Annotated in this window: 14 protein-coding genes and 1 tRNA gene; 12 read left to right on the forward strand and 3 right to left on the reverse strand. The window is 55.3% G+C overall.

Going from position 1 to position 13,394, the window contains the following annotated elements; all coding sequences use genetic code 11:
- The first annotated feature begins 2 nt into the window (after positions 1–2).
- The 4 genes from COA65_01855 (at position 3) to COA65_01870 (ending at position 5,661) form a co-directional block, all read left to right on the forward strand.
- Positions 3–2,018, forward strand: a complete 2,016-nt coding sequence (locus tag COA65_01855; protein PCJ61719.1) for a hypothetical protein — start codon at positions 3–5, stop codon at positions 2,016–2,018.
- Positions 2,019–2,110: 92 nt separating this feature from the next.
- Positions 2,111–3,574, forward strand: a complete 1,464-nt coding sequence (locus tag COA65_01860; protein PCJ61720.1) for a mannose-1-phosphate guanylyltransferase/mannose-6-phosphate isomerase — start codon at positions 2,111–2,113, stop codon at positions 3,572–3,574.
- A gap of 66 nt (positions 3,575–3,640) precedes the next feature.
- Entirely contained in the window at positions 3,641–4,693 is a 1,053-nt protein-coding gene (gmd, locus tag COA65_01865; GenBank protein ID PCJ61721.1) for a GDP-mannose 4,6-dehydratase, read from the forward strand.
- Positions 4,693–5,661 carry a GDP-fucose synthetase gene (locus tag COA65_01870; GenBank protein PCJ61722.1) on the forward strand — a complete coding sequence of 323 codons (969 nt, stop codon included), beginning with the start codon at positions 4,693–4,695 and terminating at the stop codon, positions 5,659–5,661. The genes gmd and COA65_01870 overlap by 1 nt, the downstream gene beginning before the upstream one ends.
- Here COA65_01870 and COA65_01875 read toward each other — a convergent pair.
- A complete protein-coding gene (locus COA65_01875) occupies positions 5,658–6,179 on the reverse strand; it encodes a hypothetical protein (protein ID PCJ61723.1) in 522 nt (173 codons plus the stop codon). The two genes, COA65_01870 and COA65_01875, sit on opposite strands and share 4 nt — an antisense overlap.
- A gap of 130 nt (positions 6,180–6,309) precedes the next feature.
- Between COA65_01875 and COA65_01880 the strand changes: the two genes are divergently transcribed.
- From COA65_01880 to COA65_01895, 4 genes are all read left to right on the forward strand, one after another.
- Positions 6,310–7,011, forward strand: a complete 702-nt coding sequence (locus tag COA65_01880; protein PCJ61724.1) for a phosphatidylserine decarboxylase family protein — start codon at positions 6,310–6,312, stop codon at positions 7,009–7,011.
- Positions 7,012–7,824: a CDP-diacylglycerol--serine O-phosphatidyltransferase gene (pssA, locus tag COA65_01885; GenBank protein PCJ61725.1), complete on the forward strand. Its 813-nt coding sequence runs from the start codon at positions 7,012–7,014 to the stop codon at positions 7,822–7,824.
- A 166-nt stretch (positions 7,825–7,990) separates the two neighbouring features.
- Positions 7,991–9,028 carry a hypothetical protein gene (locus tag COA65_01890; GenBank protein ID PCJ61726.1) on the forward strand — a complete coding sequence of 346 codons (1,038 nt, stop codon included), beginning with the start codon at positions 7,991–7,993 and terminating at the stop codon, positions 9,026–9,028.
- Between the two features lie 62 nt (positions 9,029–9,090).
- Complete coding sequence (locus COA65_01895; protein ID PCJ61727.1) at positions 9,091–9,831, forward strand: SAM-dependent methyltransferase; 741 nt, start codon at positions 9,091–9,093, stop codon at positions 9,829–9,831.
- Positions 9,832–9,863: 32 nt separating this feature from the next.
- Here the strand turns inward: COA65_01895 and COA65_01900 are convergent.
- Positions 9,864–9,937: transfer RNA gene (locus tag COA65_01900), tRNA-Gln, on the reverse strand.
- A 37-nt stretch (positions 9,938–9,974) separates the two neighbouring features.
- On the opposite strand from COA65_01900, the gene COA65_01905 reads away from it, so the two are divergent.
- Entirely contained in the window at positions 9,975–10,166 is a 192-nt protein-coding gene (locus COA65_01905; GenBank protein PCJ61728.1) for a hypothetical protein, read from the forward strand.
- Positions 10,167–10,943 (forward strand): 23S rRNA methyltransferase, encoded by a 777-nt coding sequence (locus COA65_01910; GenBank protein PCJ61729.1) that lies wholly within the window; start codon positions 10,167–10,169, stop codon positions 10,941–10,943.
- Here COA65_01910 and COA65_01915 read toward each other — a convergent pair.
- Entirely contained in the window at positions 10,879–11,304 is a 426-nt protein-coding gene (locus tag COA65_01915; protein ID PCJ61730.1) for a hypothetical protein, read from the reverse strand. The genes COA65_01910 and COA65_01915 overlap by 65 nt on opposite strands.
- A 175-nt stretch (positions 11,305–11,479) precedes the next feature.
- Between COA65_01915 and COA65_01920 the strand changes: the two genes are divergently transcribed.
- Together COA65_01920 and guaA are read left to right on the forward strand one after the other, a co-directional pair.
- Positions 11,480–12,943, forward strand: a complete 1,464-nt coding sequence (locus COA65_01920; GenBank protein PCJ61731.1) for an IMP dehydrogenase — start codon at positions 11,480–11,482, stop codon at positions 12,941–12,943.
- 53 nt (positions 12,944–12,996) lie between these two features.
- Positions 12,997–13,394, forward strand: a 398-nt coding sequence (gene guaA, locus COA65_01925; protein ID PCJ61771.1) for a GMP synthase (glutamine-hydrolyzing), incomplete at its 3' end; no start/stop codon positions are given.

Consider the following 13,394-nt stretch of genomic DNA (forward strand, 5'->3'; position numbering starts at 1 on the left):
AAATGAAACATGGGCTTCTAACCATTGGCGGTGTGATCATTGCAGCCGTTCTTTTCTTCGCCATCAATGCCATTACGAATGTTGCGTGGAAGACGGCCCGTTTCGATTTTACGGAAGACAAGCTTTACACGCTTTCTCCGACCACCCGCACCGTGATGGACAACCTTGATCGGAAGGTTGTGCTGCGTCTCTATTATTCAAAGACAATGGCCGATGCGGTGCCGGAAATCCGCACCTATGCGAAACGCGTTGAAGAACTTCTTGAAGAATATGTCGCGCGTTCGAATGGCCTTCTTAGCCTGGAAATCATTGATCCCGAGCCGTTTACCGAAAAAGAGGATCTGGCCCTGAAAGACGGGGTTCAGGGCGTGCCGCTGGACGAAACCGGTGCACAGTTCTTTTTCGGGCTTTATGGCGTGGCCGGCAGGGACGCGAAGGGAGAAGGTGGAACGGCGGATGTCATTCCTTTCTTCCAGCTGGGAAAAGAGCAGTTTCTTGAATATGACATTACCCAGATGATTCATAGCCTGGGTCGGGAAAAGAAGCCGATCGTCGGTGTGATCGGGAAGCTTCCCTTAAAGCATGGCGCCGTTACCTTTGCGGCCGTGAAGCGTGGCCAGTCGAAGCCTTATGCCATCCTTGGGGAGATGCAAAAATTCTTCGATGTGAAATTCATTGAGGATATGCGTGAGATCAGTGGTGCCGATTTGCTGATGATTGTTCATCCTCGTGGGTTGAGCGATCGCGCCCTTTATTTTATCGATCAATATGTCCTTCGCGGTGGTCGTACCCTGGTTTTCGTTGACCCGTTTGCAGAGTTTGGAACGCCGCCGACAAAGTTCGGGGAACTTCCATCCATGACGGACCGGGGATCAAACCTGGAAAAGCTGTTTGATAAATGGGGGATTCAATACGACGTTAATCGGTTTGTTGGGGATCGCCGCAACGCCGAAACGGGTACGACCGGTTTTGAGATCAATCAAAAAGCAAATGAGGAAGTTGTCCGTTATCTGCCATGGTTCAAGCTTGGCATGGACAATCTGAACCAGAAAGACCCGGTCACGAGTGGGCTTGAAACCATCGATTTTGCCACGGCTGGTGCCCTGCGACTGAAGGCTGGTGCTACGACGACCTTTACGCCTTTAATCGTCAGCTCGCAGGATTCCATGCTGATCGAGACGAAGGATCTGGTTGGCAATCTCGATCCAGAAAAATTTCTCCGCGATTTCAAAGCCAGTGGTGAGAATTTTGTTCTGGCGGCTCGTATTACGGGCCCCGTGAAGACGGCTTTCCCGAACGGTCCGCCGGTGGTTGTCCTTCCAAAAGCAAAGGAAGGGGCGGCAAAGGCTGGTGAGAAAGACAAAAAGCAGCCGAAGATGCCGACCGAGGAAGAACTTGAAAAATGGACCTATCCGCCGATTGAAAAATCGACGCAGCCGATCAATGTGATCGTCGTTGCGGATACGGACATGCTGCACAACAACCGGTGGACGCTGGTCGGTGATTTCTATGGGCATCAGACCCACACGCCGATTGCTTCGAATGGCGAATTCACCATCAATGCGCTTGAAAATCTCAGCGGCACCGAGGATATGATTTCACTTCGCAGCCGGGGAACGTCTTACCGTCCTTTCATTCGGTTGCAGCGCCTTGCTCAGGATGCCGAAGAGCGTTATCGCAGCCACGCAAAAGAGCTCGATGATTTGATTGTGGCGGCGGATATGGAGGTGAAGAACCTTCAGAGCCAGAACGTGTATGAAAAAGAAAGTGCGAAAGTGGTTGAGCGGCTGGAAATGATTAAGGCCATCAATCAGCAGAAATTCCAGGCTCGTAAAGAGCAGCGCAAAGTTCAGAGAAAGCTGCGCGAGGACATTGATTCCCTGGTTGGGACGCTTCGATTCGTCAACATCGCCTTTATGGCGATTCTGATCGGATTGCTGGCGTTCGGTGTTGGCATTTATCGTTATTTCAGGCACGGCACACGCTGGACGGCAAAAAAAATCACCGCTTCATCCTGACCCCGGCCTTCATTCATTTTGCGTGCGGGGTGCCCCCTGCTACACTTTTTCCCTCGCTTTGCTAGGCGAGGCTTGGGGTATCAGAGGGCGTGATGGCGAAAAAATGCACGGCAGCAGCACGTATAACGCCAGTTCTTCTGTCTGGGGGGATTGGCACACGTTTGTGGCCGCTCTCGCGGGCATCCTATCCAAAACAACTTTACCCACTGCTTGGCGATCGGAGCTTGCTGCAGGAAACGGCGTTGCGGGTGCAAGATGCGGCGCTTTTTGTGCCACCATTGATCATTGGGGCCGATGCGCACCGGTTTGCCATTGCCGAACAATTGCGCGTCCTCGACCTTGTGCCACGGCGCATTGTGTTGGAGCCGGAAGGCCGCAACACAGCGCCTGCCATCGCGGTTGCGGCTTTTCTTGCCCTGCAGGACGATGCGGACGCCCTTCTTCTGGTGTTGCCTTCCGACCACCTTGTTCGCGATCAAAAACATTTTCTTGAGGCGGTGGCGATTGCCAGGAAAGCCGCCGAAGGCGGCAGCCTTGTTACATTTGGCATCGTTCCAACCGCGCCGGAAACCGGTTATGGCTATATTCAGCGAGGCCAATTGCTGAAAGAGGGCGCGGCCTGTTTCGAAATTGCCCTTTTTGTCGAGAAGCCGGATCGGCAGACTGCGGAAAAGTTCCTCGCCAAAGGCGATATGTACTGGAACAGTGGCATGTTCCTTTTTCGCGCGGACCGCTTCCTTGAAGAACTTGACCTGTGGCAGCCAGATATCATCACAGCGGCGCGCAAGGCGGTGGATGGGGCCCGCATGGACTTTGATTTTCTGCGCCTGGACCGGGAAGCGTTCATCGCCTCGCCCTCTGTTTCCATCGATTATGCGGTGATGGAACGGACGTCTGCGGCGGTGGTTGTTCCAACCGACATGGGCTGGAGCGACGTTGGTTCGTGGACGGCGCTGCAGGCAGTTGAAACGCCGGACGCCAAGGGAACGGTGCAAATCGGTGACGTGTTCGCAGAGGACGTCCGTAACGCGTATCTTCGCAGTGAAGGGCCGCTTCTTGCCGTGCTTGGGGTGGAAAACGTGGTCGTCGTTGCAACGAAAGACGCGGTTCTCGTCATTGACCGTGACCGCGCCCAGGAGGTCAAGGCGATCGTCGAGAAATTAAAGGCAGCGGGGCGCGAAGAAATTGAACAGCATCTGGTCGTTCATCGGCCATGGGGAAGCTATCAGCGCATTGATTCCGGTGAACGCTTTCAAGTGAAGCGCATCACGGTCGGTGCTGGCAAAAAGCTTTCCCTTCAGAAACACCGGCATCGGGCGGAACATTGGGTGGTTGTGAACGGTACGGCTCTGGTGACACGGGGGGGGGAATCTTTTTTGCTTAGAGAGAACGAGTCGACGTACATTCCGGCTGGGACCGTCCACCGCCTTGAGAACGCCACCGACGAGCCGCTTCACCTGATTGAGGTTCAGTCCGGAAGCTACCTTGGGGAAGACGATATCGTTCGCATCGACGACATCTATGGACGTGTGGATGGTGGCGAAGACGAGACGTGAGCCGTCGATTGTAGGAAATCCGGCTCGCAGGAGAGGAAAATTTTATGTGCAGGGAATGTGGGGATCATGGCGGATAAGATTGCACTGATTACCGGGGTTACCGGTCAGGATGGCGCCTATTTGGCGGAGCTTCTTCTCGGGAAAGGCTATGTCGTTCACGGTGTGAAGCGACGCTCTTCCTCTTTTAACACCGGGCGCATCGATCATCTCTATCGGGATCCGCATGAAAGGGACGTACGGTTTTCACTTCATTATGGGGATATGGGGGATGCAACGAGCTTAATCCGTCTTGTCCAGGAAACGCAGCCGACGGAAATCTACAACCTCGCTGCCCAGAGCCACGTGCAGGTGAGTTTTGAGACGCCGGAATATACGGCAAACACCGATGCGCTTGGCGCACTTCGCCTGCTGGAGGCAATCCGGATTCTGGGCATGGAAAATCGCACCCGGTATTACCAGGCTTCAACCTCCGAGCTTTACGGCAAGGTTCAGGAGACGCCCCAGACGGAAACGACGCCGTTTTACCCGCGCAGCCCCTATGCCGCAGCAAAGCTCTACGCCTATTGGGTCACGGTGAACTATCGCGAGGCTTATGGGTTTCACGCTTCAAATGGGATTCTTTTCAACCATGAAGGACCGACGCGCGGCGAAACCTTCGTCACGCGAAAGATTACGCGTGCCGTCGCCGCCATCCATCATGGGCATCAGGATCAGCTGTTTCTTGGCAATCTGGATGCCAGGCGTGATTGGGGCCATGCCAGGGATTACGTCGAGGGCATGTGGCGCATTCTGCAACAGCCAGAGCCGGATGATTATGTCCTTGCAACCGGCGAGCAGCACAGCGTACGTGAATTTGTCGAGCTTTCCTTTCGTCATATTGGTCGTGAGATTGTCTGGAAGGGGGAAGGTCTGGAAGAGAAAGGAATCGATTCGAAAAGTGGCGAGACCCTAATCGAAATCGATTCACGTTATTTCCGCCCCACGGAAGTGGAAAGCCTGCTAGGCGACCCTTCGAAAGCGTATAAGAAACTTGGCTGGAAGCATCAGACACCTTTTACGGAATTGGTTCGTGAAATGATGGAAGCCGACATTAAAAATGTTTCCGAGGGACGGCGGTGATGTCACCTGCCGCGTGTTTTCCCCTCAAGGGTCGAAAGCTTTGGGTGGCCGGTCACCATGGGATGGTGGGCTCGGCGATCCTCCGCCGGCTGGTTGGTGAGGAATGCGAGATTCTTACGGCCTCTCATGCGGATCTGGACCTTACGCGTCAGGTCGATGTTGAAAATTGGCTGGGGCGGACAAAGCCGGACGCGATTTTTCTGGCTGCGGCACGTGTCGGCGGCATTCTGGCAAACGACACGCGGCCGGCGGATTTTATATACGACAATCTTGCCATTGAAACGAACGTCCTGAACGCGGCCTTCAAGACAGGCGTGAAGAAGCTTCTTTTTCTTGGGTCTTCCTGCATCTATCCAAAACTTGCGCCACAACCGATGCCAGAAGAGGCGTTGCTGGAAGGCCAGTTGGAGCCGACCAATCAATGGTATGCCATCGCAAAGATTGCCGGGCTTAAGATGGGGCAGGCTTACCGCCGTCAATATGGCGCGGATTTCATTTCAGCAATGCCGACAAATCTTTATGGTCCGGGCGACAATTTTGATCTTCTTTCCAGCCATGTCATTCCGGCATTGATTGCCAAGATGCACCGCGCCAAGGTCGAAGCTGCGGCTTCGGTGGAGATTTGGGGAACTGGAAAGCCGCGGCGTGAATTTCTTTTTGTCGATGATCTGGCGGATGCCCTGGTTTACCTTATGAAGGTTTATTCCGATGAGCTTCATATCAATGTGGGCACGGGCGTGGAGATTGCAATTTCTGACCTGGCGGCGCTGGTTGCAAAAACCGTCGGGTTTTCAGGAAATATTTTTTACGATACCGGAAAACCGGATGGCGCGCCCCGGAAGCTTCTCGACGTTCGACGCCTCAACGCACTTGGGTGGCAGGCAAAAATGTCTCTGGAAGAGGGATTGCGAAAAACCTATCAGTCCTATTTGAAGGAGACAGAAAGCTCTTCCGCGGCGGCTGGTTAAGCGACTTTTCTATAAAGCTTGGGCAGCAAATTGTCGAGATGAGGGGTTGCGTCGTATAATGAAGCCGTGATTGCGGCCAGAATGTGGACGGGGGTATGCGGCGAGGCAAGCGTTGACTCCGCCTGCAGAAAAAGTTGCTGAGTGCTCGTAATTTCGAAACGTATATGGGTGCGTGGCGGAAGTCCCTCAACGATCCCAAGAATTTCATCGCGGGCATTCGCACACTGCGCCGAATATGGAACAATCCCAAGATAGGCGCATAAGGTGATGTGGAGCATGCTTTTTTCGCGATGGGCCGTTACGCCGAAGGCGTGCTCCCGGTAGTGGAAGCCGAATTCAAAACTGGTCCAGATATCGCCATGGGTAATGCTGCCGTCTTGCGACAGTCGGATGGTGCCGACTTCGAGAGGAATCGTCTGGGTGTCCAGAACGTCGATGGACGGGGTTGCATCCTCGTTAGGCGAAAGTGGTATGAGCGAATTTTGTGGCAAGGCCCTGTTCTCCCTATTTGTATTCAACGTTTACATTTTGTTCTTAAAAAGGAGTAAAGTCCTCTGCCTTTCGGGTCCTGATGTGGGCGGGTAGATGCCATGGGGGAGGAGATTTCTTTCTTCCGGCGGAAGGATAGGTAGAGTTCTGGCATAAATCATGTGGCACGAAGATTTAAGAAAAGCATATAGCCTGCGCATCCACCGTGAGGGATGGCCATTTTTGGCCGTGTTCGCTCTTGCGGCTCTTTTGCTTGGCTCCTTTTACACGCCGCTTGGCTGGGTTGGGCTGGTGGCGACGGTCTGGTGTGGCTGGTTCTTTCGTAATCCCGACCGTGTTGTTCCAACACGCGAAGGCCTGGTGGTCAGTCCGGCAGATGGCGTTGTTCGCGCGATTCAATCCATTGTGCCGCCTCCGGAGTTTGGCTTGCCGGCAGAGACGCACACGCGGATCAGCATTTTTCTGGATATTTTTAATGTGCATGTAAACCGGGTTCCGATCGCTGGAACGGTCGCCGAGCTTGTCTACCGGCCGGGGAAATTCCTCAATGCCAGCCTGGATAAGGCGAGTGAGCTTAACGAACGCCAGGTCATTCGCATTACGACAGATACGGGAACGAATATTGGACTGTCCCAGATTGCAGGCCTCGTTGCCCGAAGAATAAAATGTGATCTGCAGCTGAATCAACAGGTCGTGACTGGCGAACGCTTTGGCATCATCCGCTTTGGAAGCCGGGCCGATATTTACCTTCCGCAACGGATTGCGCCGCTTGTTATTGTCGGGCAAAAGGTGCTTGGAGGCGAGACGGTGCTTGCCGACCTTCACTCTCAGGAGCCGGCACGGGCAGGAGAGCTCCGCTAGATGTTTCGTGAAAAGCGCGAACGCCTGAAAGGGCTCTCCTTTAATCGGATGGTGCCGAACATTCTCACGGTCCTGGCACTTTGCGCCGGTCTTACCGCCATCCGCTTTGGCTTTCAGGAACGGTGGGAAGCCGCTATCTTCGCCCTTTTTGTTGCTGCAATTTTTGACGGGCTGGATGGACGTATCGCCCGGCTTATGGGCGCGACGAGCGAATTCGGCGCGATGCTGGATTCCCTTTCCGACTTTTTAAGTTTCGGCGTTGCGCCAACCATTCTGCTTTATTTCTGGACGATGCAGCAATGGGGCGTGGTCGGTTGGGCGTTTGTGTTGCTCTATGGGGTTTGTTGTGCGCTAAGGCTGGCGCGGTTTAATACCCAGGACGGCGACGAGGGGGCGCCCTCCTGGTCCTATAATTTCTTTGTCGGCGTTCCTTCACCGGCCGCGGCGGCGCTTGTTCTGCTTCCAATGATGCTCAGTTTTGTCTTTGGGGATGACCTCTTGGGGCACCCGATTGCAAGCGCCGCGGTCCTGTTTTCCGTTTCAATCCTGATGATTAGCCGGGTGCCGACCTATTCCTTCAAGAACTTCAGGGTGCCCAACCGCTACGTGCTGCCGACCTTTCTTTTCGTCGGTCTGGTCGCCGCCTTTGTGGCAAGCGAGTATTGGGCAACGCTTTCGGCGCTCACCGTTCTTTACCTGGCCAGCATTCCGCTGAGCATGCGTTCGCATGCCGTCCTGAAACGCGAGACGGCGCGTCTCCAGGCGCAGGACGAGGATAATGGGGACAATGCCGGGGAAGAAAAGCCGCGTTAACCATGATAAAAGATGACTTTCCATCGTTAAAACCTTCCCATTTTGTGTTGCCTGTCTAAGGCTTCCTTAAGTTTTCCCTCTTAGCTTGTAGGTCTAAGGCACGCTGCCCGGCGAATATCCGCTGGGGGGCGGATTGGGCAGGCTTGGGAATGAGGTTGAGTCGGACATGCAGGTAAGGTTCCCTGCCATAATCGGAAAGCTGCCGGGTGGCGTTCTTGGTTGCGCCATCTTCGCCTTGACGGTTTCCGTGATAACGATAGTGGCTGTGTGGCTGCTCAACGGTCATCGTCATATAGGTGCCGAGGGACAGGTGCTTGTCGATACGATCAGCAAGATACAGCTTGAGATCTTCGTCGTTCTCGCCTGTCTGGTGGTTATCGGGGGGATGCTGTGGTTTCACCGCAGGGAAATAAGACGGCGGGACAAGGTTGAGAAAAGCATGGCGCTTGCGACGGACCGCGCGGAAGATACCGCCGAATCGAAGGCCCTTTTCCTTGCCAATATGAGCCATGAACTTCGCAGCCCGCTCAACGCGATCATAGGCTTTTCGGAGCTCATCAAGGGTGAGATCTTTGGAGAGACTAGGGCGGAATATAAAGAATATGCCGAGAATATCCACGAAAGTGGAACGCATCTTCTCGAGCTCATCAACGATATCCTCGACATGTCAAAGCTTGAGGCAGGCAAGGCACCCCTGGACGCGCGCGTGACGGACATCGCCAGCCTCGTCGAGGCCTGCCAACGGCTGGTGGGCATCCGTGCTGAAACAAAGGGGCTTGCCATGGTGGTGAAAGTGGATAAATCGCTTCCGCCCCTTTTTGCGGATGAGCGGAAGATTCGCCAGATCCTGATTAACCTGTTGACGAATGCCATCAAGTTCACGCCGACAGGTGGGCGTATTACGACCTCGGCACGACTGGACGTGAATGGCGATTTTCTTCTGGAAGTAAAGGACACCGGTATCGGTATTGCGCCGGAAAACCTCGAAAAGGTGCTGGAACCCTTTGGGCAAGTGGCCAGCGAATTGGGGCGCAAGCAGCAGGGAACGGGTCTTGGCTTGCCACTTACCAACGCCTTTGTGAAGTTGCATGGGGGGACGCTGACGGTCGAGAGCGCAATTGGCGAGGGGACAACGGTCACTGCCCGTTTTCCAGCCTCTCAGGTTATCGCATTAGAACAAAAGGTTCTTTCCTTCGCCAGGTAAGCTAGAGTGGGTCCAAGGCGATTGCTAAAATCGTCCACTCATCCAGCATATATCGAAGTGAAGTGACCTTGCCAAACGGTTCTTGCCCCGTCTGCGAGAGCGCAGACCGCACCGCCTACCATGCCTATAACGGCATGCAGTTTGTCCGTTGTGTGCGGTGCGATCTCGTTTATCTGGATCCGATGCCGACGCCGAAAGAAATTGCCGCCACGTATGACGGCTTTGTGGGCACGACGGATTACTTCAGGAAAGCAGACAAGAAAATTAAACGCTCACGCCGCCGTGCACGCCGACTCAAACGGTATGCGCAAGGCAATCGCTATCTCGATATAGGCTGCAACGGTGGATTTATGGTGGAGGCGGCGCGCCAAGTTGGGTTTGAAGCGGCTGGCATGGATCTCGACCCGGTTTCGATCGCTTATGCGCGTGAGCATTACGGAAAAAATACATATTTCCAGGGAACAATCGAAGCGCTCGCCGCTGTGGAAGCGGAAGCAGGGCGTGCCTTCGATGTGATTTATTGCAGTGAAGTCATTGAACATGTGCCCGAAATTCATTGTTTCGTGGCGGCCCTTGCCAGGCTTTTGAAGGTGGGCGGGATCGCGCAGATCACGACGCCGGATATCACCCATTGGCGCCGCCCGCGGAATCTTGAAAAATGGGACGCTTTCTGCCCTCCTGACCACTGCCTCTTTTTCAATCCAGCCAATATAAAGCAGCTTCTCGATGCGCATGGGCTTCGAATTTTTCGCAGGTTTCACTCTTGGAAACCTGGGATCAAGGTCATCGCGCGGAAGGTTTGATGACAGCCAGATGGCTGGTTAGGAAGACGGCGTGGCTGGGGGACCTGGATTCGAACCAGGGTCACTCGGGTCAGAGCCGAGAATTCTACCGCTAAACTATCCCCCAAACGCTCCGACCGATTCTCTAGCACGGCGTGCGCCGTTTGAATAGCCTGGCCGACAGGGCCGGACGTTTTGATCCGAAAGACGGTTTTGCGTCTGTTTTCGATATTGGCGGCGGCAGGACCGGGATAGTATGGGGCGTCTCAATGGGGGTGGTGGCCACCGGAGCGAGGGTTTTGCTTCGTTTTCCTTTGGCGTTGGGATGCTGGCTGAAAAATATGGAGCTAAAATAGATGGCGGCAAAGGGGAAAGGCGGCTCGGGTGGGCGGCGGCAGTTGACGACGCGGGTACGGACGGCCCGGGGACGGCGCGCCAGTTCGACCCGCTGGCTTCAGCGCCAGCTGAACGATCCCTACGTTGCCGAGGCGCAACATCGAGGCCTGCGTTCGAGGGCGGCCTTCAAATTGATGGAACTTGACGACCGGTTCCATTTTCTGGAGCCGGGAAAGCGGGTGGTTGACCTTGGTGCCGCCCCTGGAGGCTGGACCAAAGTCGCCGTGGCGCGCGTGCAGGGAAAGACGAAGAAGGGATGCGTTGTGGCGATCGATTACCTTGCCATGGACGCCGTTTCGGGGGCCAGTATCCTGGAACTAGATTTTCTGGATGCCTCCGCACCTGCCTGCATTTGTGAGGGTCTGGACGGGCCGGCCGATGTTGTGCTTTCGGACATGGCGGCCCCGGCAAGCGGGCATGCGTCGACCGATCATTTGCGCATCATCACCCTTTGCGAGGCGGCTCTCGATTTTGCCGAGGAAATCCTTGCCCCTGGCGGCACCTTTCTTGCCAAAGTGTTGAAAGGCGGTGCGGAAAAGGAGCTTTTGCTGCGGATGAAGAAATCGTTTCGCGTCGTGAAGCATGCGAAGCCTCCTGCCAGCCGCCCCGGTTCGGCGGAGAGTTACGTCATCGCCATGGGTTTTAAAGGCAGCGGTTTTAAAGGCAGCGGTCTTAAAGGGGCTGCTTCAAAGCCGCCTCAAGATGGGCCGGAAGCTCATGGATGGGAACCCGGGTAAGGTCCTTGTTGATCTCGGCGGTTGTTTTCTCGCGCGCGGTTTTTCCCAATGCCTTTCGCGATGCATCGAGGGTTTTTGACGGAGCGACCAGCACCAGGCGGTCGAAGGTCTCTTTTTGCGCAGCCTGATTAAGAATTTCCGCCATCTTTTTGGCGAACAGCTCTTTCTCGAATTCGTGCCAATCGACACGCGGCGCCATCGCATGGCGGCTGCCGTCAGCGATGTGCATCCTGGATGCGACTGGGTTTGTCCGTGCCGATATCGCGGGTGGGCTGGCGGCTTTGGTCGTCCTTTTCCGCCAGGACCGGCATGAGACCCATTCCCACGCTTCCCTGAAAAAAGATCCGGGCGCGGGCACCATTGGCTACCAATACCCATGTTTTCTCTGGTTTTTTTGGCATTTTGGGCCTTCTTTTGCAGGCACAAACCAAGCAGGTTTCTCTCGATTTTGCACAAGGCTTACCTGAGGGTGCTGAATAGCCTTGGCAAGACGCAAGGGATGATTATATTACCCGCCAACCAGCTTGGGAGAAGATATGCAGCTTAAGCTTGCACTTTCCTTTGACGACGTGTTGTTAAAACCTGCCGCATCAGAAGTTTTGCCGGCTGAAGTTGATACGAGCACGCAGCTTACTTCCACCATTCGCCTGAATATTCCCCTTCTTTCAGCCGCCATGGACACGGTGACGGAAAGTGCGATGGCCATCGCGATGGGGCAATTGGGTGGGCTTGGCATCGTTCACAAGAACATGGAAATCGAGCGCCAGGCCGAAGAAATCCGCAGAGTCAAAAAATTCGAATCCGGGATTGTCTTCGACCCCATCACAATTTCACCGGAACGCTCGCTTGCCGATGCTCTGAACCTGATGGCGGATCATCATATTTCTGGCATTCCCGTCGTTGAGGGTGAGACGCGCCGCCTTGTCGGTATTCTGACAAACCGGGATGTGCGTTTTGCCACAGATCCAGGCCAGCCGGTTTCCGAACTGATGACGAAAGAAGGCCTGATTACCATCCGCGAAAAAGTTGGTATGGGCGAGGCAAAACGCCTGCTTCACAAGCACCGGATCGAGAAATTGATCGTCGTCGATGACGACTATCGCTGCATCGGTTTGATTACCGTGAAGGACATCGAAAAAAGCCAGGCTTACCCAAATGCCAACAAGGATGCACAGGGACGACTTCGGGTTGGGGGCGCAACGGGCGTCGGCGATGCCGGCATCGCCCGGGCAGAGGCGTTGGCCGATGCGGGCGCCGATGCCGTCATTGTGGATACGGCCCATGGCCATTCCAGTGGCGTGTTGGAAACCGTCCGCCGCCTTCGTCAGTTTCCCAATGGGCCGGCGGTGATTGCCGGAAACGTTGCAACGGCGGATGGCGCGAAGGCGCTGATCGATGCCGGTGCGGATGCGGTGAAAATAGGCATCGGTCCCGGGTCGATTTGCACGACCCGCATCGTTGCCGGCGTTGGTGTGCCACAATTCACGGCCATCTGCGACGCTGCCGAGGTGTGTTTGGAACAGGGCATCGGGGTGATTGCCGATGGCGGCGTCCGTTTTTCCGGTGATTTGGCGAAGGCGTTGGCGGCGGGGGCTTCCGTTGCGATGATCGGCTCCATGCTTGCCGGAACGGATGAAAGCCCCGGCGAGGTGTTTCTCTATCAGGGGCGTTCCTACAAATCCTATCGTGGCATGGGTTCCGTTGCCGCCATGGCGCAAGGCTCGGCGGACCGCTATTTCCAGCAGGAAGTGGCCGATATGCTGAAACTGGTTCCAGAGGGAGTCGAAGGCCGGGTGCCCTATAAGGGGCCGGTCGCCGGAGTCGTCCATCAGCTTGTTGGTGGCCTTCGCGCGGCGATGGGCTACACCGGCAATGGAACGGTCGACGACATGCGCCGCAACTGCGAATTCTTGCGGGTTACATCAGGCGGTCAACGCGAAGGCCATGTGCACGATGTCACTATCACCCGCGAGGCGCCGAACTATCGGCAGAATGGCTAATCTCCGATCCTGCTTGCGTTCGGAAAAGAAAAGGGATGACGGGGCTTAACGCCATGACAGATCGTGTTCTTATTCTCGATTTCGGTTCCCAGGTAACCCAGTTGATTGCGCGTCGCGTTCGCGAAAGCGGGGTGTACAGCGAAATTCACCCCTTTCACATAGGCCGTGAGGCGATTTTGGCCTTCGCGCCGAAGGCGATCATCCTTTCCGGGGGGCCGGCTTCCGTTACCGGATTTGAAGCGCCCCAGGCGGATCCAGTTGTTTTTGAGCTTGGCGTGCCGGTGCTTGGGATCTGTTATGGCGAACAGGTGATGTGCGCCCAGTTGGGTGGCGAGGTGGCGACGTCAGAGCATCGGGAATTCGGCCGCGCCTTTCTGGAAATCACCGAGGGCTGCGCGCTTTTCGAAGGCCTCTGGGAAAATGGGGCCACCGAACAGGTGTGGATGAGCCA

The organism is Rhodospirillaceae bacterium (assembly GCA_002746255.1).
Lineage (GTDB): Bacteria > Pseudomonadota > Alphaproteobacteria.